A 24,997-nucleotide genomic window follows, 5' to 3' on the forward strand; every position below is an offset into this window, starting at 1 on the left:
TCATTCTAGTCCAAATTCGTTGATAAGATCGGTAATGCCGACGGAGGCGACTTCCAGAGCATCGAGATCGAGCACATATGCAGCTGAACGGATGGCGACTGGCAGGGCAGCACGCGTGAGGCGCGGCATGTCACCTTCCGAGCGAAATCCCCTCGTATCCTTCAATGTCAGCGTTCGGCCATAGAGCGGCGCATGCTCGTCGAGGTACCCCATCACCATCAGCAAGGCTTCGAAGCCGCGTTGCACTCCAGCATGCTTAAATCTCTCGCGGAGTTCGGAGACAAAATCGACGAGCGAAAAACCGTCCGTGTTTTCTTCAAATCGAAACCCACAAAGAAAAATGGGCGCCCGATTACCATCCAGCTGCTCTATGCTATTGATCCGGGCAAGGAAGCTGCCGGTCCGAACCGTGCTCTTCACTTCGATCGCACCGCCGCGTACGTGAAAATCCTGCGCCGCCCTCAATGGTCCCTGCCAGCAGTCGAGAGCACCGGCTCCCAAGGAGGTGTCCGCGAGCAATCTGAGCATCCATAATTCGCCGAGAAGGCCGATCTGTGCATCGGGTGAGAGAGGCCGGTGCGTTCGCGCCATGAACGCCTGCCACTCCCGGACCCGTTCAAGGAAGGCCTCTATCATATCACGATTGGGCGTGCCGGCTGCGGCTTCCAGTGTTCGCAAGACATCGATGACCATGATTGCGAAGATGTCCGGCGACCCTTCCGGCCGTCTCATCAAGGCGATGGCCGTCTTTCCAGCAACGACAGTCTGACCCTCGATAATGGCGACATCGAATCCCTTGCCTTCAGGCAGCCGTGCCGGGTTCACTGACCACGAGCTGGGAAAGGAGACAATCAACGCTTCTCGTCCAAGGGGAAAGTGGCAGCCTGCCTCAACCGAGACAGCGCCCATCCCGGTGAGGTGAACAAAGCGCCAGTCTTCACTGGCTTCCTGGCGGGCGAGCGCTCTCCATGCCCGTGCAAGCCCCTCTTCACTCCACCCAGTCATTGAGGCCTCCCCAGAGAACGCTGTTGGCGATGTACCTCGAGTTAGAGACCCTTCTCTCGGAAGTGCTCGATGGGAAACTGATTGCCCAGGCTACTACGGGGTGGGCATCTGCGAGTTCTGGCACCTCAGCACCGGCAGGATCGAGCAGGTAGAGCATCAGCAGGCCGCGTTCTCGTCGAGCCGGAATACTCGCTTCAACCACGCCGTTTCCGAGAACGTGACGGATCTGCGGACCTCTGGGTTCGGACGGTGGTTCCTTACCTTCGTTCCTATCCGTATCATTGCGCCAGGTTTTTCGGCTGAGTTCGAGGGCGGCCTTCCACTCTGCCTCTGTCAGATCTATGGCTTGATCGCGGGGGGAAATGAGAGTTTTGATAGAGTATCGATCCGCATGCTCAGCTGCTCTGCGGCGATCCAACATTTTGACCGACGCGCTACCAACCGACTTTTCTGTTCCGGGCTGATCTTTTCCGATCAGGGCCACGGTCCAGTTCGTAAGTTCCTGATCTTTGTTCATTTCCTCGATGAAGTCTGCGATCAGTGGGCTCATGATCCGGAAGCTGGCCGCGTGGGTCCTGTACTCACGGAGGAACGAGATCACGCTTAGAGCCGACACATCTCGCCACAGGTGACCGTTCCACTTCTGACCGTCGGGCACGAAGTGTTGGCGGTTTAGGTCCGTCGATGGGCCAAGTGCGCTGATGAAGCGATCCGCGGCATTGAAGTTTGCCGCGATGTCGTCCTTCCGATTCGGAAACACGATGGTCTGCAGCAGATCGCCGGAATAGGTTAGCTGCATCGCGCGCGCGTTCCGCATCTTTGCCCGCGATGTTACAGTTAGCACGGAGTGGGATTTCACGCGCAGGCCGAACTGCTTGGGCGTAGCACTGGCCGCAACCATATTGTCAAACTCTTGGCGTAGCTCTTCGGCTGCATCGGCTATATGACCGAACCACTCCACCATTTCTTGGGATGTATATAGGCGGCAGACATCGAGGTAGCCGTCACGGTAACCGAACCACCGACCCATTTGCATAAGTGTGTCGTACATGCGTGCGGTTCGCAGGAAGTAGCTTGTACAGAGACCCTCTAGCGTCAGACCACGCGCCAGCTTGTCGCCACCGATGGCGATAACCTTCAGGCCGGTGGCGTCATTCTCGGCATAATCAAGAGCGTCCTTCGCCGTGCCGTTGATCTCGCGCACGCGAATGTCCGACAGAACGTCCGGCAGAACGTCACGAATATCTGTCCATGAGAAGTCTTCCAGCGTCTCTCCTTCGACAAGGGCATCTCGGATCCCTCGCATGCCGGGAAGGAAGGCCGCTTCATATTCCTCGCGCATCGATTCTTCGAGGGAAGCGAGTTCGATACCGCGGGTGTATCGGCCTTTCATGTCCCTCACGTAGGAGGCTACCTGATTGAAGACTTCATTCTGCACCGAGGTGAAGCGGGTCACGTGGATGAGCATGGAAGAGTGCTTGGCACCGTCTCCGCGCAGTTTCCGTATGGCACAGGCATAAACGAATGACCGGATCGCTTCCGCGAGCGAGTCCGGCACGCGATCTTCGCCCTTCCAGAGTGGCCGATGCCCATTCTTGTGCGGCTTCATTTCGGGCGACGTTGTCGACTTGCTAGGCATCCAAGGCTGGAATTCATCGTCTGATAATGTGCGCACCAGTGGCAGGTCTTCTGGCATGCTTGAAGCGGATCCGAACACGCGCCCCGGTCCGACGTAGTTCGATGGTGCCGAAAGGTTGGTGATGAATGCCGAGGGGAACAGGTCGGGGCCGTGCTCCTGCGTTTCACCTCGCTCGTGAATGAAGATGTTTGCAAAGGGTGTCGCCGTATAGCCGACGTACGCCTTGCGTGCGAAGTGGTGCAGAATCGCCCGGATGAGCCTGTTGATGGTTTTCGGTTGATGCTCGAGATCTGGATTGCCAAAATCATCCACGACGTCTTCGCCCGTATCCACTGAACCATGATCGGACTCGTCGTCGATCACAAGAATTGGCAAATTGGTGACCAGCTTGCGACCTGTTACGGGATCGATGTGATTGGCGACGCGATTGCGGATCCAGTGTAGCAAGCGCTCCAGGACTGTCTTGTTCTTCTTGACCACGAACAGCCACGGTCGCTGTTCGGGACTGATATTCATTTTGGCGGCGACAGCCGTATTGAAGTCGCCTTTGTCACTTCGATTAGTTGCGGCATTGGGACGGACGGATGTGTCGTTGTCGATCAGCCCGACCCCGACCGCGGGAAGCTCATCGGCATCCGCGATCGTGGCAAAGCCGAGGAATCCCTCGTCGAGGCGGATCTGGGTCTGAGCTCTCAGGTTATTGTGCAGACCGGCAAGCACGATGATGATCTTGTAACCGGCGTCGGCAGCCTTGCAGATCAGACCAGTGTAGTTCCCGGTCTTTCCAGACTGCACGTGGCCGACCACCAGACCGCGACGATCCCAAGCGCCTTCACGGATCGGATCCTCGAGGTTTGACAGGACTTCATCGGTGGCAACGTCGAGGGCGTCGAGGGCCGTCCACGGGATACGCGTCTCCATGTATTCGGAGTAGCGTTGCCAGTATGTCCAGCCCCTTTTTCTTTCAGCGTCGAGCCAGGGAATATGGTTCTCTCCGCTTGAGAGGGTGGCATTCTGGCCAACGGTGCGGCTTGATCGACGGATCAGTTCGTCAACGAGAGCGTCCCGATCGACGAGGGCAAAATCGTCTTCCATCATAATCGCGAGCTTGGTCAGCTCCTTTTCGATCATTTCTGGCGTGACTGGGCTCTGAGCCCGCTCTGCGGCGAGGCGAAGCATATTCTGCGCCATCGAGAGTATTGAATCAAAAGCCTTCTGATTGGAAATCGTCATTGTTTATCTTTCACTTCAAGGGATGAAACCAGATCGAGGTGCCTGTCGAATGGGGGCGTGCGACCGAGCCGTTCGCGTGCCTCACCAGGACTGAGACCACGAAATTCCACGAGTGCTTCAAACATCGAGGACAGCGTCTCCATCACTTCGTTGTCGGGTGCCCCGGCGAAGCCTGTCCTCGGCGTCTCCTTGTCTTCTGCGGTATCCAGCCAGATGCGCTGAACTGGAACTGTCTCCTCGATGAGCCTGAGAACAGCGAGGATGTCCGGCTTGAGCGATCCGGCGCGCTTCAGGATCGAGGCGACGAGGACATGGTCACGGGCAATCCGGTAGGATGTACCTTGTGCGGAGCGGCGCACTTGCCAAGTTTCAGCACCAGCGTTCGAGCGCGTGCCCGAAACAGGCGTGATGTGACCCCGGTGGGCGAAGACCCGTCTCGCGGTATCTCGCGTTTCTGATGCCAGACGGTGAAGCTGAGACCGCAGACGTACCGGAGGACTGGCTGTCGACTTCAGGACATTGATCTTCCATTCGGCGTCCGCGCTGTTCGGTATGTCGAGACGGATTCGGGCAAGCCTGTGGGCTTCATCTCGCGGCCATGGCTTGCCTCCATCGCCCAGGCCCAGCCAGCCCCCAGCGAGAAGTAGACGCTTGTTGCGGTAGACGTAGAAACCCTCCTGCTGCGTCCAACCTTCGGGCCCAGCGGCGATTTCCTGTTCGGCGGGCTTAAGCATGTCGCGATGCGGCAGGACGTGGCATTGAACCGTCACACCCGTGGTGTGGAGGATTCGATACTCGGGGCTTTCAAGTGCCTTGCCAGGATGTCCCATCAGGTATGGGTCCCAAGGCTTCATACCTCTACCGTTGAGAAGGAGGCGAAGCTTGGGCTGCTGGCCATCCAAGAGACGATGAAATGTCATCGCAAGGTGCGCCTCGACATGATCGGCGAGCTCGATCATGTCAGTGGCGGCGAAGCCATCGGTCACGATACGGTCCAGCTTCTCCCAGAGGACGATGGTGCCGTGGTCCATCTGCTCAAGCGGCGCAAGCAGATGCTCAGATCCTTGCGCAGGCCCTTCAAAGAGTGGCCATTCGGCGCCCGGCTCTTGACCAATGAGGTCAAGATCCCAGCGCAGGCACACGACAGGTCCGCCATTCTGCCGACTGGCTACAGTCAGTCGTCGAGCCTGCGAGAAACTTGCTGTCTTCAGGCCCAGCCCGAAGCGCCCGAGGTCGCTGGCGGCGCGTTCTGCCCGCGGATCGCGTGCGCCGAGCCGCATCCCTGCCTCCAGAGCCGCGTCGTCCATGCCGTCGCCGTCATCAACGATCCTTACCCAGCTCTCCGGACCAGCCCATTCGAGATGAATGGCCACCTCGCCTGAGTTCGCAGCGATGGAATTGTCGACCAGATCGGCAAGTGCAGTAGGAGGCGCGTAGCCGAGCCCCCGAAGGGATTCGAGCATCGAGCCAGGATGAGGAGGAGCATTTCTTACACCCATGCCATTACATCCCTAGCAATTCCTGGAGGCGACGCTTGCGACCGGGATGGGAAAGACGGTCGAGGCCCTTTGCCTCGATCTGTCGAATGCGCTCGCGTGTCACTCCATAGATTTGACCGATCTCCTCAAGGGTCATGTCGGCGTCGCGTCCTATCCCGAAGCGCATCCGGATCACATCAGCTTCACGCTCCGGCAGTTCAGCCAGGGCGTCCGTAATGATACTTTCGGTTTCTGCTTGATCGAAGGCATTCGCGTCCTGCTGTTCGGGCAATATCTCATCCCAGTCGTCGATGCTTTCGGGATACTCGGCCTCGCGGGGGATCGCGCGAAACTGACTCACCTCGTCAGTGGTCCATTCCAGATCCACGGCGAGATCGTTGTCGGAAACAGTGCCGTCAGCCCGGACGTCGAGCTTTTCCATAGCGAGATCCAGCCTCGCGATTTTCTCTTTCCGATGAACGGGGATACGGATCGCTGCGCCTTCGTCCGCGCGCCATCGCATGATGGCCTGCCGCATCCAGTAGGAAGCGTAAACAACAAAACGATAACCGCGTTCTGGATCAAAGCGCCGTGTGGAACGCTGGAGACCCATGAAAGCCACTTGGAAGACGTCCTCAGAGTCTTCGCCTTCCTCCACGTTCCGTGCAGCAAAGCGCCGCACGTAAGACAGGTGCTCGTGGATGAGGCGCTCGTTGGCGGCCTCAAAAGCCGAGATCTGTGCATCCAGCCAGTTGGCATGCTCTGGGTTAGCATTGCTTTGTTCGAGCGAGCTGACGAGCTCCTTGTGGAAAGCCAGAGAGAGATCGAACGACTCGAGCGCGGCGAGCGCCTGCCTTCGCCGTTTACCGTCCAACACGCGACCATTTGCCTGCCAGAACTTAAGGGCTTCCGCAGCTGCCATGACCTCGGCCGTCTCGGCGTGGCCGGGGCGTGAGGGGATAATGGTCTTCAGTGAGACGGAACCTGGGTCTCGGACCCCACCCCCGATGCTGTCGACGACATCGAGGATCGTTTGGACGGCAGCTTCGGAGGCGAGAATTCCCAGCTGAAGCTCTTGCTTTGCCCGGATCATGGGATCCAGCAGTTGCAGTTCGTCGGACTTGTCCATGACGAAGCGTTGCGTTCCAGGCAGCCGCATCGATCGCGTTAAGGCTGCCTCGATTGCTTCAGCCAGCTCGTCGGAGGATATGTCCGATCTGGCCTCCCAGAGCCCGAAAATATGCCTGGAACTCTGATCGACCGGGCCAAAACCTGCAGCCTCCAGGTTGCGCAAGAGATTGGTGCGTAATTCCTCGAGATCGCCATTGCCTTCGCAAAGTGCGACGAGGCTCCCGATTTCGCTGAATGAGCACCACCCCTTTGCCAAAGTTTCCTCGGCCCAAGTGATGCAAATCTCCGGATCGATCGACAGTCGCGTGCCGGTCTGGACGACGGCGCGTTTGACCGATTGGCGCCCGCGGTTGCGGACCTTCAGGAAGTCATGCTCTGAGCCATGATCCGTGGTTGCGGCGGCGGCGGCACCGATGCCTTCTCCGGCAATAGATGCAGGTGAAAGGTCAAGATCCCAATCTCCGTCTTCATCGTCCGAAACCACAGGTGCCGGACTGACGAGCGCGACAAATGTCCCCGAAACCGTTTCGCTCGCGGACTCGCCGAAGAACTCCTCTGGCTCTTTCTCGGCCTCGAAACTAAGCAAATCGTCAAGGTCATCCAGCTGGTTAGGTGCCGCCGCAGTTTGCGCAATTTCCGGGCTAGGCCGTTGCTCTGGCCCCGCAGAGGGCTGCGCGGCAACATCTGGGGGTACTTCGCTAATTATTTCGGAGCTGCTAGTTTCCGCACCCTCCTTTTCGCACAAGCCGAGACGAAGCGCCTTGCTCAGCACTGCATTGCGGCTTACCCCGCCCAATTCCCTCGATATCTGGTTCGCGCTCCGGCCCTCGAACCACATCCGTGTCAGAAGCTCGACCCGGTCGTCAGTCCAAGAAGTGTCCGCGCTCATCTCCTGGCGACGCCGACCAACGTCATCCGGCTGTGTCTCATTGACTACTGAGAGATGAGTTAGGGGAATGGCCTCGATCATGTCCGCAGTAGTCTCGAGGATTGGGCTCTCCTCGCGCGCTTCGAGGCTTTCGAACTCCAGCGAGTTCGTAACAAGCGAAGACAGAAGCTGCGATGCTAGCCTATGGCCCTCTGCATACGCCACGTCAGCGGGTGTCTGCCGTTCATGGTTCAGTGCATCGGGATCGGCGCCAGAGCGAATGAAGAGATCACAAAGCGCAAGATTTCCCGTCCGCGCTGCCAAGTGAAGTGGCGTATCTCCCTTCGGGTCGGCCGAATGGAGGCGAGCAGATGCAGCAAAAACGGCAAGCCTCTCGAGCTTTCCTTCGGCTATCAGCCGGATCTCGAAAGGGTCAAGAACGTGGCTTTCGGGTTCGTTCGTCAGCTGGGCACGACTGCCGAGAATACGGGACAATTTATCCAGTATCTTCATGAATGGCCTCCCTATTGAGAAGCACGATTTGCTGATCCTGCGGCTTCCTTGCGCCGGGATCAGTATCAAGCCCGAGACGCCTGAGCGCATAGTAGAGAAGAGCGCGCCGGACCTTGATCTTCGTCTTCCCCCCACGCATCCCGTAATCGAGTGCGATGACCTTGGCCTGGGTTTCCGAAAGCGCGGGGTGGGGCCCGATCTCCAAAGTGACCCGTGTGTTCCAGTCGCGATCATCTTCCGCAGGCACGCCGCTCCCTCGCGACCCACGTATTTCAAGCATCCGTGAGAGCAGGAAGTCCTTGAACGCTCCGTCGGCTAGGCAGAGCGCTCGGGTGTGCCATCTAAATCCATCGAACCCGATGGCGTGGGGCGCGATCCACCGCCAGGTCGGCTCGGGCCGCGAGAGGGACTGATACTTCACCTCAATGGCCTCGGATCGACGGATAGCACCGACAACTGATCTTAGAGTGACGGGGTTCACCCCACGGGCGGGCGTTGGTGCAGCATCGTAGGATGGCAGTTCTGCGATCCAGGTATCGTCGCTGTCCATGATGCCGTCAGCCAAAGACCGCAGCTGTGCGAGGTAGCGGCTGGCGTCAGGTTTCAGGAAGTGTGGGGCGTAGTCCGGTCCCCGGACATATGTCCGCGCACTCTTATCGTAGACCATGTTGTTCGGTACAAAACCGACATAGCGGTTCAGATCGGCGGACGCCTGGTTCACCGACAGCCCGAACTGCCCCATCAAGTCGCTGCGGTTTACATGCCCCTCCCAAAACAATCGGAACTCGATAAATTCGAGGCGCTGCGCAACTCCCCAACGAAGCTCCGACTTGTCACTATCCACTTCGCACTCCCGACTCAGCGCGTTTAATTAATATGCGCGCCCATTTTATGTGCTGATCATACGCTAGCGGGGAGTCATTTCGTATTCAATCGAAATGCTTAGAATGATTGTCCTTTATGCCGTTCCACCGTCCTGGAAGGGGCGAGGTGGGTTGCTTACCGCTGCTCTTGCCGAGTGGCGCGACCTTTGTGCGGCATAACAGATTGCCGATACCGAAAACTGAGACGAGTTCGCATTCGTCTGACACCACGACAGCGACATTCACCTTGCATAGGTGGGTTCGCATTCGTCTAACGATACCTACGTTTAAGCCTTCGCTTCGGATGAAGACGCAAACGCCGCTGTAGCGATACACGTTGAAACGGGGCGCAAAGGAAAGTGGCTACGGTTGTAGCCTGCGGTTATGGGGTCGATGTCCGATTCCGCCAGCGCCGCCGCTATGCCCGCTCCACAGTTGCGACCCTGGCACAAGCCCATGCCGGCGCGAGTCCACATCTTAACCGCAAAATTCTCGTGTGCGCCGTCGGCGATGGCGGTCTTAATCTCGGCCAGCGTTACATCCTCGCACCTGCAGACAACCTCATCGCCAACCAGAGGCAATGGAAATCGTTCGGGCATAGGATAAAGCTGCGCTAGCGTCGCGGCGAAGGCGCGGAACGCGAGCAATTTCGTGGCGAGCTGGGTCGCGGTACCATTTCTTTCAGGGTTTTTCCCCTGACAGAACGCTGCTGCGTGCAACCCCGCAAGTTGACCAGACAGCCGCGCCGGGTTCGCGCCACCGAGGCCCGTCACTTCGCCCGCCGCATAAAGACGCGGAAGCGAAGTTGCACAGCTCAATGCGTCGGTCGTGCAATGCCATCCGCCAAGGGCAAGGTCATAGGAATGTGACGCTCCCAGCGCCGTGGTCAGATCGATCACGGGCTGAAACCCATATCCTATACAGAGCGCGCCAACGCCTTCGACCAAGACAGCGCGGCGCAGGTCAGGCGCTCCGTCCGGCCCGAGCGGTGCAATCTCGACCGTCTCGATTTTGCTGGTCCCAATGGCGCGAGTGATGATCGCGCCCATGTGTCGCTGAGCGCCAGTGCGGGACAGATCGCGCAACAGCGCGACCGCGTCCGGCAGGCGCAAAGGGTGCCTCAGCATCGCGCGCGCTTTTTTCAACGGCGCTGCGGGTTGCATCTCAACGAAATGATCTATTTTCTGCCCGGCTTTGGCGAATGTGGAAGCTACTGCCAGAAGGAATGGTCCCGTCCCAGCCAGCACCGTCTTGCCTTTGAACGGCAGAGCACATGCCGCACCCGAGGTTTTCAGCAGCCGCTGCGCCGCGCCTGCGCCGATCACGCCAGGTAAGGTCCACCCAGGAAATGGCATTGGCCGTTCCATCGCGCCACTGGCTGCAACAAGGGTTTTTGCTTCGACAATAATAGCTCGACCATCGCGCTGGATGTACAAGTTGAAGTGCTCACCCGACGATTTGGGCGGCTCGGCCCAAAAGACCTCCGCGCCCGTTAGAAATCGTACGTCTGCGGCTTCGCAAGCGCGGATGGCTTGCAGCCCCTGTTGCACCTGCTCAGTCTTAGCAAACGGAGTGTCGGGCGCATTGGGTTGCATGTGGTATTGGCCGCCCGCACGGGGGAACTGATCGACGCAAATCACTTCGGTTCCGGCCGCTGCAGCGGCCAGTGACGCGGCCAGTCCAGCCGGGCCAGCGCCCACGACCGCCACGTCGCATATGAGACGCTCAACAGGCATGCGCGCCCCCCTCGGTTGTGACCGTCATTCCTTCGGCGGTGTCGACTAGGCATGATCGGCGCGGAATTCCATCCACCTGCACAGTGCATTCAAAACATATCCCCATACCGCAATACATGCCTCGCGGCTGACCTAGGCGGGGGCTGTGACGCCATGCGGTAAAATGCTGGCTCAGCACTTGACTGAGCGGGATGCCCGGCGCGCAGGAGACCGAGGCTTCGTTAACAAAAATCTCAATGGTCTTACTCATACATTTTGCCCATCCATGAACCGCAATGGGTCATAAAGCTGTGCTGCCCTTTGTTGCAGAGCGACAGGCAGAGTTTGCCTGCCCGTAACGCCATCAGCGATGAACTGTGCCAGTAGCGGCGCGCGGCAAAAGCCTGATCCATTGTCGCCAGCGCAGACGTGCAGCCCCGGCACTGGCACGGGCCCGGCCAGAAAGCGTGCGTCTGGCGTTACAGCCTCGAACCGCACCCAAGAGCGCAGGATTGGCAGATCTTTTAATGCAGGAAACAGCATCAACAGGGTATTCACTGAGTCGACTACGAAACCCGGCTGCACCTCGCCCACCCGGTCCTCTGCTCCTTTGGGCGTGGGGGCTAGTGCGGTCACAGTGTTGAAGAGAATCTGACCGCTGGGGGATTGTTGGATCTGGGTATATCCGCTGTCCACACCACCCTTGGCCTCACACGAACTGATCACTTGGCGCAGCGTGCCGGACGGTTGCCGGATCGAGGCCAGACATTGCGCCTGGCGCGGCTCAATGGGCAGGTTCAGGTCCAGATCTGCGGCTAGTTTCGTGGTCCACGGGCCGCAGGCCAGCACAGCGTGGGGCGTCGAAACGCGTTCACCCGTCGACGTCTCGACCCCGACGACGCGACCAGCCTCAACCAGCAATCGTGCGACTGGCGTATTCTCAAACAATTGCGCTCCGGCCTGTCGCGCTGCCAGCATCAAGGCGCGCACCGCGTGAAAAGGGTTCACTGTGGCGGTATCAGGATCGTAGGTCATCGCCAGAATTGGGCCACCTAGCAGTCGCTCATACTGTTGCGCTTGCTCAGGCATAAGCAATTCGGCGCGCGCACCTTGGGATTTCTCCTGTGCGACAAGCGTTTTACCTGCCGCAAGCGCTGCATCGGTCAGAATAAAGCCCATTTTGCCGCAGGCAGTGTATTCAATTCCATCCTGTGACGCATCCGAGAGTTCCCGCCAGCGGTCGCGGGCGTAATCTAAAATGCCAAACTCTTCGCGCCCGTGCATATGTGTGCCAATCGCGGCGAGGCTGCCGCCGGTGACAGCCCCGCCAAACGCGCGAGCCTCCAATAGAACGGGTTTTGCACCCGCTTCGGCCAGTGCAAGCGATATGGATGCGCCGATTACGCCACCACCGACAACGACCACTTCCGCCGATTTTGGCAGGGGCGTCATTTGCGCGGCTCCGAGGGCCATTGCGTGCGGCGGAAGCGCTTGGGCGCGGTGTTCCAAAACCGTGCATCGCGCAGTGGGCCGGTATCGGGCGCGTGACCTTCGACACAACGCATCGCCTCTGCTGCTTGGTTCATATGTGCCAGATCGGGGTAGCCAAGGCCATGAGTGCGGGTGGCGCCAATCAGCGATAGGTCGAGTATTTGTTGCAACTGCTGGGCCTGCGAACTGCGACCCATGTCAGGACGAGCCTCGCAGCAAGCATCAAGAGCCTGTTCGGGATCTTCTATAGCAATAGTCCAGCCTTCGAGAACTGCGTCGACAACTGCCTGCACCACCTCGGGCGCCTCACGGCAAAGCGCGGCATCGGCCACCAAGCCGTCTTTGAGGATACTGCAATAGAGTGTTGTTGCGTCAAAAACAACAAGATCATCCGCCATGATGCGATCCTCAACCGCGTGGAGTTCATGATACACCGTCATTTGCCCCGACGCAGTTTCACCATTGAGAAAAGGCGTGACCGTATCGCGCATCTCTACCCGCTCGACATCGGCATCGGCGATCCCGGAGCGATGCAACATGTAGCGAAATTCCAAATCTTCGCCGCCGGGCCAGACGCCAACCTTGCGGCCCCGCAGATCGACCAGCTTAGAAATGCCGTCCGAGCGGCGCGCAGGGTAGACCAGTGGACTTTTCTGCTGGATCGTCATCAGCCAGCGTAACCGATCAGGACTAGCTGACTCCAACAGATGTGCGGGGCTGGCCACGGCCATTTCGGCCTGCCCGGTCAGGATGGACGCGACATGCTTGCAGGAAAAATCCAGTCCCTCACAGACGATTTCAACCCCCGCCTTACGCGCCAGTTGCAGCTTTTCTGCCAGCAGATAGCCAGCGAACTGCGCCTGTTTGTGCCACAAAAGCCTAATACGAACTGTTCTCATCTCTGGTCGCCCCGTGCTACCTTGGAGGTGGGCAGGCCGCACATGACGCGGCCTGACCGGTAGTGTCGCATCTCCTCACTCGCAGGGAATATCGCGATATTCGGCCGGAGCTTCATCGACGAACTGATTGGTAAAGCCCTTAGACAGATCGGTCTCGGTATCGATCAACCCGGCATCCAGCAAGATACCCTGCACGGTTACCCAATCCGACATTTCGGATGCGCCAAATTTGCCTTCCAGCGACGGGCCAGCGCAGGCAATGTCGTTCATCGCCTTGATCTGAGCAACTTGGAAATCATGCTCTAGTTCGGTGTTGTATTTCATCACGATGTCGGCAGCGGCCTCGGGATCTTCGAATGCCTCTTTCCAACCACGCAAACTAGCCGAAACGACAGCCTGCACCATCTCAGGGTTTTCAGAAATTTGTTTTTCCGTGGTGAACAGCCCGCCGCTGACGAAGGTCACGCCCGCATCTTCGGCGTTTAAATAGTTCAGCTTTTCCGGCGGATAACCGTTTGCGTAAACCAAAAGCAATTCGTTGTAGCGCGCCACTTGCATCACGTCGTAATCGCCGTTCAGCCAACTGACAATGTCATACCCCTGACTAATGATCTTGACGTCGGACTGCTCGATGCCCGCGCTTTTGAGCATTGCCTGAAACTCCAGTTCGTCGCCGCCGAACCACAGGCCGACAGAATGGCCGGGCATGTCAGCCATCGTCTCGATGCCCGCTTCCTTGCGCGACACATAGGTCGTGGCGGATTTCTGGCCCCATTGGCTAACCGTGACCAGCGGCACGTCGTTCGAGCGCGCGGCAATCACCTGATGCGGGTGGCCGATGCCGAAGGAGTCGACCCCCGTGGCAACCATGGTGGTCGGCTTGAGGTCGGGACCTGCGGGTTGCAGGGTCATGTCGATGCCTGCTTCTTTGAAGTAGCCCTTGTCGAGCGCGACGATGGGGCCGGCAAATTGGCCCTGAATAACCCATTCCAAGCGGATGGATTCGGCCTGAGACACACCGGCAACCGATATTGCCGTGGCGGCCAGTGCGGCCAGACAGTAAGATTTGGTCTGCATGATCTTGATACTCCCTGATTGTTGTAGTGCCGTTTCTTGCCTCGCGTAGGGTCTTGCCTGTTTGGGTATCTTGTCGTTGCCTCACGATTAGTAGCGTCTGTCAGTCAGTCTCATCCATAGATGCGTGCCACGGCACGAAAATTCGTTCCAGCAGCGCAATGATCAGGAAAAATACAATACCCAACAGTGCAGACAACAGCATCGCCGCCCAGAGGCGCGGCATCCCCATCGACCGGTAGGCAGTCATTATGACGAAGCCCAACCCTCTGTCCGCTTGCACGAATTCTGCCACGATTGCGCCGATGACCGAGAAGGTCACATTCAGTTTCAGCCCGACAAAGACGTAAGGTAGCGCATTGGGCAGTCGCATTTTCAAGAACCGTTGCGAAGGACTGGCGGCCGCGATGTAGAACACGTCCATCACCACTCGGTCATAGCTTTGCAGGCCTTTCATCATGTTCAGCGCCAGCGGAAAGAAAGATAGAAACGCGGTGACTGCGATTTTCGATGTGACGCCATGGCCGAACCAGATGATGATGATTGGTGCGATGGCCACGACAGGGATCGTGTTGGCCGCGATTATAAATGGTAGCAGCCCTCTTGCGAGGAACCGCGAATATGCAAAGACCGTCCCAAGGATCGCCCCCAGAGCTGAACCGATGATAAAGCCCGAAACCGCCTCAATCGATGTGATACCAGTATGGTAGAGCAATGGCCCGCTATGCTTGGTGAAGGCTAGAAATACATCCGAGGGTGCGGGCAGGATATAGACGGCGATGTCCAGCCATCGGCATGCCACCTCCCACACGATCAGCATCACCGTCAGCAAGACCAATGGCGGTCCGACACTGGCTGCCACGCGCGTTGCTGTGCTTTTCGAATTGCGGGGTGTCATGGTGTCAGTCATCAGCACTGCCCTTTTCAAGCTCGCGGTTGCCCTCGCGCACCAGCGACTCGAACGTGTCGCTGTTGCGGCTTTCCAACGTTCTGGGGCGTGGGGTATCGTTGGTGATGATGCGTGATATGCGCCCTGGACGCGGCGACATGACCATAATGCTGTCCGACAGCAGCACCGCCTCGCGGATCGAATGCGTAACCAAAACGACGGTGATGCCGGTCATCTCATGGATCTGCGATAGCTCCATGTTCAGTCGGTCGCGGGTGATCTGATCGAGCGCGCCAAAAGGTTCGTCCATCAGCAGAATGTCGGGCTCGGTCGACAATGCCCGCGCGATCGCCGCCCGTTGACGCATACCGCCTGACAACTGGCGAGGATAGGCATCCTCAAAGCCGGTCAGGCCTACCATGTCCATGAGTTCATTCGCGCTAGCCAAACGCTCGGCCTTCAATGTGCCGCGCAGTTCCAGCGGCAGCATGACGTTGTCCAGAATGTTGCGCCATTCCAGCAGCGCAGGCTCCTGAAAGACAAAGCCGATCCTGCGCTCCAACCGCTCTTCGCGTGGAGTTCGCATGTTGATCAAAACGCGCCCATTGGTTGGGTTCAGGAGGTCTCCTAGCACCCGCAAAAGTGTGCTTTTCCCGCAGCCCGACGGGCCAATTAGCGAAATAAAGCTACCTTTGGGAACAATCAGAGAAACGTCGCGCAGCGCTTCGATGCGTTGATTGTTGCTCTCGTAGATCAGCGTCAGATTCTCGACCAGAACGGCGGGATCATTCACCACAATCGTGCTATCCATAGCGCTGCCCTCCACCGAACCAGTCCGAAAATGCCTGTGCCGTGCGCACTGTGACCGAGCGTTTGATCAAGTAGTGCAACAGCCCATCCCAGCCGTTTTCATGGCCATAGCCGCTGGCCCCTGATCCGCCCCAGATCGCGCGCGGATCGTTCTTGTGATGGTCGTTGATCCAGATAACGCCTGCATTCAGCTGCCCGGTCACCCGGTGTGCCAATAGGATGTCGCGGGTCCAAACTGACGCGCCCAGAGCGAAAGGCCCGGCATTGGCCAGATGGATCGCGTCCGCCTCATCGTCAAACGGGGTGACGCTGACCACTGGGCCGAACACTTCGTCGCAAAACAGCGCCATGTCGGGAGTTACATCAGCAAAGACAGTGGGTGGGACGAAAAATCCCTTTTCGAACCCCTCTGGCAACTCACCCATCTGCCCGCCCGCGACCAAGCGTGCGCCAGAGGCCTGTGCGCCTCGGATAAATTCCATGCAGCGATCCCGCGAGCGGGCCGAGATAACCGGGCCGATATCAGTTTCGGGGTCCGCGGGATCACCCTGCCGGAGCATTCCCACCCGTGCCGACAGTTTTTCGACGAAGGTGTCGTAAACGCTGCGTTGCACCAAAAAGCGGCTGCCCGAAACGCATGTCTGCCCTGCCGCCACAAAGCCAGAGAAGAGCGCTCCTGCGACGGCTTCGTCTAGATCCGAGCTATCAAACACGATCACGGGCGTCTTGCCGCCCAGTTCCAGAGCGCAAGGGACAAGACGTGCTGCTGCGGCGGCGGCCACGCGCTTGCCGGTTTCGGTGCCTCCGGTCAGATCAATATGCGCGACATGGTCGTTAGCCACCAGCGTCGCCCCAGTTTCGGCACCGCCCGTCACCACATTAAAAACGCCGACTGGAAATCCCGCCTCAATAGCCCACTGAGCGAGGATAAGCGGTGTCACCGGCGCCAGTTCAGATGGTTTCACCACCACCGTATTGCCGGCTGCAAGGGCGGCGGCCAATTTCTTGGAGAGGATTAGGATCGGATGGTTCCATGGGGTAAGCAATGCACAAACGCCGTGTGGACGGTACTGGGTATAGTTCAAAAACTCGCCTTGAAGCGCGTTTGAACTACCCTCAACCCCCAGTACGATACCTGCGAAATACTCAAACCATTCGGGAATGCGGCCCATCTGAGCACGCATTTCGCGGATGGGACGTCCTGTAACTGCCGCTTCCAGTGTGGCCAACTCGCCCATTCGTTCGCGGATGATTTGCGCCAGAGCTCGCAAGGCTTTTGCCCGCGTGTCAGTAGTTGACGCCGCCCATGCGGGGAAAGCAGCCTGTGCTGCGTCGCAGGCGCGGGCCACATCGGCCTTTCCAGCTTCAGCCACAGCCCAATGAGCGGCACCGGTAGCCGGGTTCAGCACCTCGCGCTTCGCACCGTCCGCCGCCGCGCACCACTGCCCACCTATATGTAACGGAAAGCTCTGCTCGGAGAGAGGGTCCAGCGAGGGACGGAATGCGGCAAGATTACCCATCAGATGATCGACGCGCGTGAGGCGATACCGCCATCCACAGTTAGGATCGCGCCCGAAGTGTAGCCCGACCGTTCCGAAGCTAGAAACGCCATCAGATCAGTAATTTCGCGCACTTTGGCGGGGCGTTTGAGCGGATAGGTGGCCAGCAACTCCTCCCAACGAGCCTCATCTCCGTACCAATCAACAGCGCGCCGCTTGAGAAGCTTGTAGATGCGGGTGGTGTCGACAGGGCCGGGGTTGATACCAACTACGCGGATACTATCCTCAAGGCTGCGACCACCAAGGGCGCGCGTGAACGCCATAAGGCTGGCGTTTCCGGTGGTTCCGGCAATGTAGTCGGGATCAAACTGCTCGCCGGCGTTGCCGATATCGTTGATGATTACACCACCACCTGCAGCCTTCATGCGCGCGTAATAGACCCGGCACATATTGATGTATCCGAACACCTTTAGATCCCAGTTATCGCGCCAGGTCGCGTCATCCGTGGAAAAAAGATTGCCACCAGGAATAACGCCAGCATTATTGATTAAGATATCCACGTCACCCACGGCATCAGCAAGATCCAGCGGTGCCTGACCGCCGCCCAAGTCCATCGGATAAGTTGAAACTTCGGTGCCATATGTGTCGTGCAGATGTTCGGCAATCCGCTTGAGATTGACCTCATTGCGCGCAGTCAAATGTAGAACTGCACCCTCTTCGGCGAATACTTCAGCGGCGCTTTCGCCAATCCCTTGCGATGCCCCAGTGATTAAAACGCGCTTGCCAGTCAGCCCCAGGTCCATGATCGCCCCCCCCATCCCAACTATTGAAATCTGGCTGTCGGACGTCTGTTCGATACCCGGGATAGCCAGAACTCGAGAATCAGGCTAGCATCCTGTATGTGACTTGCATACAAAAACTTTAAGGGCGTCTTGTAGGTGCCTAAATAATTGGCACATCGCGCTAATGGATGGAAAATAAATAAAATGATGTGGCATACATGTTGAGCGAAGTTGAAAAAGGCACTAGGCCCGACAAGGCAACCCAAACCGAACGCCTGACGCAAGAGCTTGAGGCTGAGATTCTAAATGGCGATCTTTCCCCTGGTCAGCGGCTTGACGAGATGACACTCGCCGAGCGTTTCGCCGTTTCCCGCACTCCCGTCAGGGAAGCGCTGCGCATATTGGCCACAAGCGGACTGGTCGAACTACAGCCAAGGATCGGTGCAGTGGTAGCGCGGCCCACGGTTAGCGAAGTTATGGAGATTTTCGAACTGGTCGGCGAGTTAGAAGCCGTTGCCTCACGACTGGCTTGCGAGCGAATGACTGACGCTCACAGCTTAAGGATCGCAGAGGCTTATAAAGAGTGTTGCGAAGCGGTGTGCAGCAAGGATGTCTCACTCTACATGGATTGCAACGATATATTTCACCGAGCAATTCACGATGCGGCCGACAATCGCGCGCTAAGCGGTCAACTCTCGCAATTAAGTAAGCGCCTGACGCCCTACCGTCGATTCATCACGTTCCGCCCCGAACGCCGAGAAAAGGCAGAGAAGGAGCATGAGATGCTGGCTTGTGCTCTGCGTGAGCGCAACGGTGAGGCGGCGGCCCTTGCCATGAAGGACCACGTTCGGATGTTGGCCGACGATGCGCTGATTTTGGCACGGAGTTTGAAATTGTGACTGGTGGCGACTATCAAGCTAGGCGCGTTGGCATGCTGGTCCCGTCTTCAAACACGGTGCTGGAGCCATACACCTCGGCAATGTTCGCACCCTTTGGTGAGGCTGCATCAGTACATTTTAATCGCTTCCGTGTGGTCGAAATCTCGGATTCGAATGCCTCGCGCGGTCAGTTCGAGTTGGAGACCATCCTTGAAGCCGCCGAGCGTCTGGCTGAAGCCCGCCCACATTGCATCGCTTGGTGTGGCACGGCAGCCTCTTGGCTCGGGCTAGAGAAGGACCGAACGCTGTGCCGCGCCATCACTGATCGCACCGGTGTCCCAGCCACCTCGGCCATGCTCGCCTATGAAGCATATTTCAGCCACTTTGAAATCCGAAGATTGGCATTTGTCACGCCATACCTGGAGGAAGTCCAAGCCATCATCATTGCGAACTTCGAAGCTCAAGGATACCAGATCACCGCCGAACGTCATTTGAAGGATAGGGGCAACTTCTCCTATGGTTGCTATTCGCCCGAGCGAGTCGCCAGCCTGATCCGCGAAGTGGCGCCGTCGCGCCCTGAGGCGATCGCCGTCATCTGCACAAATTTTCGCGGCGCCGCTGTGGCCGCGGCGCTTGAGAAAGATTTGGGCATTCCGGTGCTTGATTCGGTGGCGCTCACTGCAGCACATGCAATGCGCGTAGCAGGTCTTAATCCAGCTCTGGTACTGAATTGGGGTCGGGTCTTTAAAGATGTCGCCGCGATGAATCTCGATTGAGGGAACTGTTGGGTGTTGTCAGAGGGATGGGTCTTGAGCCGGGCGGGGCGGCAGTCTAGCTTTTGTGGATGACCAATCGCAACCCCTTTCGGTATTTCCGCACCAGCGCCGAGATCATTCGCCTGGCGGTTATGATGTACGTCCGGTTTCCGCTTTCGCTGCGGAACGTCGAGGATCTCTTGCACGAGCGAGGGATCGATATCTGTTACGAGACGGTCCGGTTCTGGTGGAACCGCTTCGGGCCGATGTTCGCGGCGGAGATCCGCAAACGCCGCGTCGAGGGGATGCGGCCGAGCCGGTGGCGGTGGCACCTGGATGAGGTTTTCGTGAAGATAAACGGGGAGACCCGCTACCTTTGGCGGGCCGTAGATCACGAAGGAGAGGTGCTTGAATCCTATGTAACAAAGCGACGATATCGCAAAGCCGAATTGAAATTCCTCAGAAAAACCATGAAACGCCATGGCAAGGTTGAGGTGCTCGTCACCGACAAACTGCGTTCCTACGGCGCGGCGATGAAGGTCGTTGGCAACGTAGACAAACAGGAAACTGGCCGCTGGCTCAACAACAGGGCGGAGAATTCTCACCTGCCGTTCCGACGACGAGAACGGGCCATGCTACGCTTTAGGCGCGTGCGAAGTCTGCAGAAATTTGTCGCCGCTCACGCCTCTCCCTTCAACCATTTCAACCAAGAGCGCAGCTTCTACAGCCGGCCAAATTTCAAGCTGAACCGTGCCGCCGCTCTTGCCGAGTGGCGCGACCTTTGTGCGGCATAACAGATTGCCGATACCGGTAAACTGAGACGAGTTCGTATTCGTCTGACACCACCCATATCTGCCAATGCCTGCCAAGTCGCAGGTGGCTGCACCAACCAGCATGAAAGGATCACTCAGGCATGCTTCCCCAAGGACTGAACGTCACGCCGCTGACTGCAAATGCTTTCGCACCCTACGGCGATCTTATCGAGCTTGAAGGCAAGCCCGACAAAATTATTAATCAAGGTATGTGCGGCCGATATCACGATCTGGCTAAGCTGGATTTCACGGATGGCCGCGCAGGTATCAGTTTCTTCGACGCCAAGGAGCGACGTTTGCCGATCGTCGTCGATATGGTGGAGCGCCATGCAATGGGGAGTCAGGCGTTTATTCCGCTCAGTGGGGTCCGGTTTCTAGCCATCGTGGCAGATGACGACGATGGCAGGCCAGTGAATTTGAGTGCCTTCGTTGTCGGGGGCGAGCAATCCATTAATTTGCACTGTGGCATCTGGCACGGCGTTCTAACGCCCATCGGCGCATCCGGGCGCTTTGTAGTGGTCGATCGCATCGGTGACGGCACCAACCTGGAAGAGCACTGGTTCGAGACGCCCTACGTCATCGAGCGGCTGTGACTAAAAAAAATCGGCGTCCTACATCGTCAGTAGGCGGCGCGGCGTGTCTTGCAATATCCGGTTGATCACTGCGTCGGTAAATCCCTTGCGGCGCATCACAGGCACCACCCCCTTCAGAATGTGGCCATAGCCATGCCCGCCCCGCCGGCGCAGTCGGGTTTTTGTGCAAATGTCATGGGCCATCAATACCTTGTCCCCATACCCCGCAGCCACCAATGCCGCGATCTTTGCTAGGCGGCCGGCGTCGTTGGGCATGTCCAGATCTGAAAAAGGATAGTAACTGCTTTCGATTCCGAAAAAGTCCCATTCCAGAACGCATCCGGTGTCGGCAAGGGCCAGCGCCTGATCCACGCTGGTGAAGGTGCGGTCGAGATGGCCGATGATGACGCGTTCGGGATCCGCCCCTGCAGCAATCAGATGCTCGACAATGGCGCGTGGCGAGGCCGGGTCACGCCCCGGATGAACGCTGATAGCGGCCCCCGTTTCCTGTTGCGCCAGTGCGGCGGCGGTCATGGCGCGTCGCTCGTCCGAATGCCAAGGATCGCTGACGCCAATCTCGCCGATGATGCCAGCGCGAAGGCCCGTCTCGTCGAACCCGGTGTGAAGATCGCGGATCATCGCTGCCGCCATATCGTTTGTCGATGTGGCCGACAGGGCCTGCGCGCAAAATTCGGTGATATAATAGCCGGTCCCGGCGACGATGTGCGCGCCAGACCGCCGCGATATATCGGCCAGTCCGGCAGGGTCGGGGGCGATGCCGCGGATCGTGAGGTCGACAATCGTGCCGCCACCCGCTGCGCAGTAGTCGCTTAGCTCGCCTACCATCATATCTGGATCGTCGAGAATGTGATTGCCGTAATGTCTGGTCCAGAAAAACCGCACGTCATGCACGTTTTCCAGCGTGATCTCCACGGGCGGTTGACCCGACGCAGCGACGGAAGGCGGGGTGACATCGCACAGCACGTGTTCGTGCATCGACACCACCCCAAGCGCGGCTGGATCGACAGGACCCAAGACGGTCTGAACACGTCCAGCTCTCTGGTTTTCACCCGCCGACACGGAACAACTTGCTTGTGTTTTGTCCTACCATACGTCGCAGATCCTCGCGCGGTACGCCGCAGCTTTCCAAAAGCAGCAAGAGTTCGCGCAACCCCTCGACTGGCGGGGGCAACAGGAACACTCCGCAATCTCCGGAAATGACAACCTTGTCCACGGGAGCGGCGGCGATCAACGCGGCCATCTGTGGCGCCAAGACCGGTGGAACGGTATTGCGTGCGCTATCGACATGCGTCAGGCCTGTCTGGGTCGCATGGCTGACAAAGAAGAACGAAAACTCCACGTGCGCGCCCATCGCCGCCAGCTCCGTGACTGTCGCTGCGTCGTAGTGACTGGCCGGAACCAGAATGCGCGTGACGCCCTGTTGGCGGGCGGACTCTACCGCGCGCAGGGCTTCCGGACCGCTGAGATGGCCAGTGTTCAGCACGACATCCGCCTCGGCCACCAGATCGAATATCTCAGACAGGGGGGCTGGCAACGCGCCGCTGTCCGGTATCGCCAGACAGGCCGCGGCGTAATCGTCCGGGCGGTTCTCCATCTGCGCGATATGCCGGGTGTGGTGCGTGGGAAGCGAGATAAACCGCGCGCCGTCTCCCGGCGCGCCATACCCCAGCTTCAACGCGATGCGCACGGCGTCGGCGCTGATCCCGCCGGCGGCAGGCTCCATGATCAGCCCGCCGAACACCTCGACGCCCAGATGCCCCAGATGCCGGTTGGCCAGTGCCGCGATGCCGGACGAGTTGGCGAAATTATCCATCAGGCCGATGCCGCGCATCTCGGCATCTGCGGCCTGTTGAACAGCCTGAAACACGTCGATGGAGCGGCCGTTGATATGCGGGCAGGTGTGAACGTGATTGTCCACCGCACCCACCAGAAGATCGGCGCCGGGCATTGGAATAGGCAAGGGTGCTGGGGTCTCAGTGTCGCAGGATTTTGCTGACAAAGTCATTGGTGCGCTCCATCTGGGGATTGTCAAAAATTTCCGCCGGCGATCCCATCTCGACCACCTTGCCGTCGGCCATGAAGGCGACGCGTGCGCTGATTTCACGGATGAATCCCATCTCGTGGCTGACGATCAGCATGGTCATGCCCTCCTGCGCCAGCCCGCGGATCGTATCCAGCACCTCTGATACCAGTTCGGGGTCCAGCGCGGCGGTCACCTCGTCCAGCAGCAGGATATCGGGCTTCAGGCACAGGCTACGGGCGATGGCGACCCGTTGCTGCTGGCCGCCTGACAGCTGATCGGGATAGCTTTGCAGCTTGTCCGCCAGTCCGACTTTTTCCAGCAGAAGCATCGCCTCGGGGCGGACATCGGCGGGCTTGCGGCCACGCACCTTGGTGGGCGCGATCATCACGTTCTCCAAAACGGTGAGGTTCTGGAACAGGTTGTATTGTTGGAATACGATCGCGGCACGGTCACGCAATGCGCGGACCTCTGCGGCATTGCCCAGATTGATGGGCTCGTTCGCGATGCGCACCACGCCTGCCTCAGGTTTCAGCAGGCCCGTCAGGACGCGCAGAACCGTGCTCTTGCCCGAGCCGGACGGGCCGATCAACCCGAGGGTTTCGCCCCGTTCCACGGACAGGGAAATCCCGTCCAGCACGCGGAGCGCGCCGTATGAGGCGCTGATGTTATCGAGTTCGAGATGGGGCAAGTTTCTTCTCCAGTTTCGCGCCAAGGCGGGACAGCGGATAGGACAGCATGAAGTAGATGACTAGGATCACACCAAAGGATGCGGCAGCCGAAAAGCCCTTGTTGCTGAACGTCTTGCCGACATAAGTCAACTCAACCACGCCGATCTGCGAAGCCAGCGCGCTGTCTTTGATAAACAGGATGAAAAACCCAAAGGCCGGCGGCAGAATGACGGTCCATGCCTGCGGCAGGATGACATAGCGGATTGTTTGCAGCAGCGAGAAATTCATCGTCGTCGCGGCATGCCACTGGTTTGGATGCACCGACTGCAGACCCGCGCGCACGATCTCTGCCAGAAATGCCGTGCCGATCAGCACGACAGTGACGCAACCCACCGTCAGAGTGGACACGTCGAGGCCGGCGAACTGAAACGCGAAGAAGCACAGAAACAGAGTGACGAGGAAAGGCACCCGGCGAAAGAACTCGGTAAAGATCAGCGCCAGCATCCGCAGGGGCCAGGTGATGGCGCCGTCCGTCAGCCGCGCAACCGCCAGAAGGGTGCCGAACAGCCCTCCCAAGATACAGCCGAACGCCGACAGCGCGATGGTCGTGACCGCCCCCTGCGCCAGAAACAGCAGGTTGTAATAGGTCGCCATCTGCCAGATTTCGCGGAACAGATCGCCCATCAGACGATCCTCATCTTGGCGCGGAATGCGAACCTGCCAATCAGGGCCAGCACGACCGATGCAAACAGCGTGACGACGACGTAGACCACCGCGATGATCGAAAAGACCTCGAGCGAGCGGAAAGTCTCTGCATTAACGTTCAGCGCGCGGCCGGTCAGTTCTTCGACGCCAAAGATAGCGGCCATGGAGGTGCCCAGCGTCATCAAGATATAATGATTTGAAAGCGGCGGAAACAGCACCTTGGCGACGTGGGGCAGGATCACATAACGGATCTGCTGAAGCCGAGTGAAGCCCAGAACCTCGGCGGCTTCCATCTCGCTCTGGCGTCGCGATTCAAATCCGGCGCGCTGGATTTCGGTCAGGTAGGCACCTGCGTTCAGCGTCATGCCCAGCAGGACGGCCATGTAGGATGTGAGAAAGATGCCATAATCGGGCAGCGCGAAATAGAGAAAGTATATCTGCACGAGCTGCGGCGTATTGATGAAGAACACCACGTAGACGTTGACGATGCGCCGCGCTATGCCGCCCCCGAACGTCTTGACCGCCGCACAAAACGTGCCGATCAGAATGCCGCCGCAGAATGCCAGAAACGCAATCTGAAGGCTGAGCCACGCACCCCCAAGCAGGTAGGGAAGCCGGGGCCATATCTGGCCAAACTGAAATGTATAGTCCATGATTTGCCCCCGAATACGCCC

General features: G+C 58.6%; 23 protein-coding genes. 4 read left to right on the top strand and 19 right to left on the bottom strand.

Going from position 1 to position 24,997, the window contains the following annotated elements:
* The 14 genes from MK6180000_RS03015 to MK6180000_RS03085 all read right to left on the bottom strand — a co-directional run bounded on the left by MK6180000_RS03015 (nucleotide 1) and on the right by MK6180000_RS03085 (nucleotide 17,910).
* A complete protein-coding gene (locus tag MK6180000_RS03015) occupies nucleotides 1–1,005 on the bottom strand; it encodes a PD-(D/E)XK motif protein (protein WP_138933390.1) in 1,005 nt (334 codons plus the stop codon).
* Nucleotides 989–3,877 carry a Z1 domain-containing protein gene (locus MK6180000_RS03020; protein ID WP_138933391.1) on the bottom strand — a complete coding sequence of 963 codons (2,889 nt, stop codon included), beginning with the start codon at nucleotides 3,875–3,877 and terminating at the stop codon, nucleotides 989–991. The genes MK6180000_RS03015 and MK6180000_RS03020 overlap by 17 nt, the downstream gene beginning before the upstream one ends.
* The gene (locus MK6180000_RS03025; RefSeq protein ID WP_138933392.1) at nucleotides 3,874–5,376 is read right to left on the bottom strand and encodes an ATP-binding protein; all 1,503 of its coding nucleotides are present in this window, start codon (nucleotides 5,374–5,376) and stop codon (nucleotides 3,874–3,876) included. The genes MK6180000_RS03020 and MK6180000_RS03025 overlap by 4 nt, the downstream gene beginning before the upstream one ends.
* 4 nt (nucleotides 5,377–5,380) lie before the next feature.
* Nucleotides 5,381–7,867, bottom strand: a complete 2,487-nt coding sequence (locus MK6180000_RS03030) for a sigma-70 family RNA polymerase sigma factor (protein WP_246040412.1) — start codon at nucleotides 7,865–7,867, stop codon at nucleotides 5,381–5,383.
* On the bottom strand, nucleotides 7,851–8,711 hold the full coding sequence (locus MK6180000_RS03040; protein ID WP_138933393.1) for a BrxR family helix-turn-helix transcriptional regulator: 861 nt from the start codon (nucleotides 8,709–8,711) through the stop codon (nucleotides 7,851–7,853). Before MK6180000_RS03040 ends, MK6180000_RS03030 begins: the two co-directional genes overlap by 17 nt.
* Nucleotides 8,712–9,017: 306 nt before the next feature.
* Nucleotides 9,018–10,466, bottom strand: a complete 1,449-nt coding sequence (locus MK6180000_RS03045; protein WP_138933394.1) for an NAD(P)/FAD-dependent oxidoreductase — start codon at nucleotides 10,464–10,466, stop codon at nucleotides 9,018–9,020.
* A complete protein-coding gene (locus tag MK6180000_RS20980; protein WP_138933395.1) occupies nucleotides 10,456–10,716 on the bottom strand; it encodes a 2Fe-2S iron-sulfur cluster-binding protein in 261 nt (86 codons plus the stop codon). The genes MK6180000_RS03045 and MK6180000_RS20980 overlap by 11 nt, the downstream gene beginning before the upstream one ends.
* A complete protein-coding gene (locus tag MK6180000_RS03055; protein ID WP_171054514.1) occupies nucleotides 10,713–11,897 on the bottom strand; it encodes an NAD(P)/FAD-dependent oxidoreductase in 1,185 nt (394 codons plus the stop codon). The genes MK6180000_RS20980 and MK6180000_RS03055 overlap by 4 nt, the downstream gene beginning before the upstream one ends.
* Complete coding sequence (locus MK6180000_RS03060; protein WP_138933397.1) at nucleotides 11,894–12,835, bottom strand: ABC transporter substrate-binding protein; 942 nt, start codon at nucleotides 12,833–12,835, stop codon at nucleotides 11,894–11,896. The genes MK6180000_RS03055 and MK6180000_RS03060 overlap by 4 nt, the downstream gene beginning before the upstream one ends.
* A 75-nt stretch (nucleotides 12,836–12,910) precedes the next feature.
* Nucleotides 12,911–13,912 carry an ABC transporter substrate-binding protein gene (locus MK6180000_RS03065; RefSeq protein WP_138933398.1) on the bottom strand — a complete coding sequence of 334 codons (1,002 nt, stop codon included), beginning with the start codon at nucleotides 13,910–13,912 and terminating at the stop codon, nucleotides 12,911–12,913.
* Nucleotides 13,913–14,012: 100 nt separating this feature from the next.
* Nucleotides 14,013–14,819, bottom strand: coding sequence for an ABC transporter permease (locus tag MK6180000_RS03070; RefSeq protein WP_138933399.1), 807 nt, complete (start codon nucleotides 14,817–14,819; stop codon nucleotides 14,013–14,015).
* On the bottom strand, nucleotides 14,812–15,609 hold the full coding sequence (locus MK6180000_RS03075; RefSeq protein ID WP_138933400.1) for an ABC transporter ATP-binding protein: 798 nt from the start codon (nucleotides 15,607–15,609) through the stop codon (nucleotides 14,812–14,814). The genes MK6180000_RS03070 and MK6180000_RS03075 overlap by 8 nt, the downstream gene beginning before the upstream one ends.
* Nucleotides 15,602–17,128 (bottom strand): aldehyde dehydrogenase family protein, encoded by a 1,527-nt coding sequence (locus tag MK6180000_RS03080; protein ID WP_138933401.1) that lies wholly within the window; start codon nucleotides 17,126–17,128, stop codon nucleotides 15,602–15,604. Before MK6180000_RS03080 ends, MK6180000_RS03075 begins: the two co-directional genes overlap by 8 nt.
* Complete coding sequence (locus MK6180000_RS03085) at nucleotides 17,128–17,910, bottom strand: SDR family oxidoreductase (protein WP_138933402.1); 783 nt, start codon at nucleotides 17,908–17,910, stop codon at nucleotides 17,128–17,130. The genes MK6180000_RS03080 and MK6180000_RS03085 overlap by 1 nt, the downstream gene beginning before the upstream one ends.
* Before the next feature lie 197 nt (nucleotides 17,911–18,107).
* Here MK6180000_RS03085 and MK6180000_RS03090 point away from each other — a divergent pair, with 197 nt between their 5' ends.
* From MK6180000_RS03090 to MK6180000_RS03105, 4 genes are all read left to right on the top strand, one after another.
* A complete protein-coding gene (locus tag MK6180000_RS03090; protein ID WP_138933403.1) occupies nucleotides 18,108–18,788 on the top strand; it encodes a GntR family transcriptional regulator in 681 nt (226 codons plus the stop codon).
* Between the two features lie 32 nt (nucleotides 18,789–18,820).
* Nucleotides 18,821–19,543: a maleate cis-trans isomerase family protein gene (locus MK6180000_RS03095; protein WP_138933404.1), complete on the top strand. Its 723-nt coding sequence runs from the start codon at nucleotides 18,821–18,823 to the stop codon at nucleotides 19,541–19,543.
* A gap of 68 nt (nucleotides 19,544–19,611) precedes the next feature.
* A complete protein-coding gene (locus MK6180000_RS03100; protein ID WP_138933405.1) occupies nucleotides 19,612–20,316 on the top strand; it encodes an IS6 family transposase in 705 nt (234 codons plus the stop codon).
* 119 nt (nucleotides 20,317–20,435) lie between these two features.
* Nucleotides 20,436–20,927, top strand: a complete 492-nt coding sequence (locus MK6180000_RS03105) for an ureidoglycolate lyase (RefSeq protein WP_138933406.1) — start codon at nucleotides 20,436–20,438, stop codon at nucleotides 20,925–20,927.
* Nucleotides 20,928–20,945: 18 nt separating this feature from the next.
* Here the strand turns inward: MK6180000_RS03105 and MK6180000_RS03110 are convergent, their stop codons facing one another.
* Genes MK6180000_RS03110 through MK6180000_RS03130 form a run of 5 tightly spaced genes read right to left on the bottom strand, consistent with a single transcriptional unit; the run spans nucleotide 20,946 to nucleotide 24,976 of the window.
* A complete protein-coding gene (locus tag MK6180000_RS03110) occupies nucleotides 20,946–21,986 on the bottom strand; it encodes a phosphotriesterase family protein (RefSeq protein ID WP_212751869.1) in 1,041 nt (346 codons plus the stop codon).
* Nucleotides 21,973–22,932, bottom strand: coding sequence for a DUF6282 family protein (locus MK6180000_RS03115; protein ID WP_138933408.1), 960 nt, complete (start codon nucleotides 22,930–22,932; stop codon nucleotides 21,973–21,975). Before MK6180000_RS03115 ends, MK6180000_RS03110 begins: the two co-directional genes overlap by 14 nt.
* Nucleotides 22,901–23,638, bottom strand: coding sequence for an amino acid ABC transporter ATP-binding protein (locus tag MK6180000_RS03120; RefSeq protein WP_138933409.1), 738 nt, complete (start codon nucleotides 23,636–23,638; stop codon nucleotides 22,901–22,903). Before MK6180000_RS03120 ends, MK6180000_RS03115 begins: the two co-directional genes overlap by 32 nt.
* Nucleotides 23,616–24,302 (bottom strand): amino acid ABC transporter permease, encoded by a 687-nt coding sequence (locus tag MK6180000_RS03125; protein ID WP_171054515.1) that lies wholly within the window; start codon nucleotides 24,300–24,302, stop codon nucleotides 23,616–23,618. The genes MK6180000_RS03120 and MK6180000_RS03125 overlap by 23 nt, the downstream gene beginning before the upstream one ends.
* Complete coding sequence (locus MK6180000_RS03130) at nucleotides 24,302–24,976, bottom strand: amino acid ABC transporter permease (protein WP_138933411.1); 675 nt, start codon at nucleotides 24,974–24,976, stop codon at nucleotides 24,302–24,304. Before MK6180000_RS03130 ends, MK6180000_RS03125 begins: the two co-directional genes overlap by 1 nt.
* Nucleotides 24,977–24,997: the final 21 nt, after the last annotated feature.

The organism is Roseovarius arcticus, assembly GCF_006125015.1.
Taxonomy (GTDB): domain Bacteria; phylum Pseudomonadota; class Alphaproteobacteria; order Rhodobacterales; family Rhodobacteraceae; genus Roseovarius; species Roseovarius arcticus.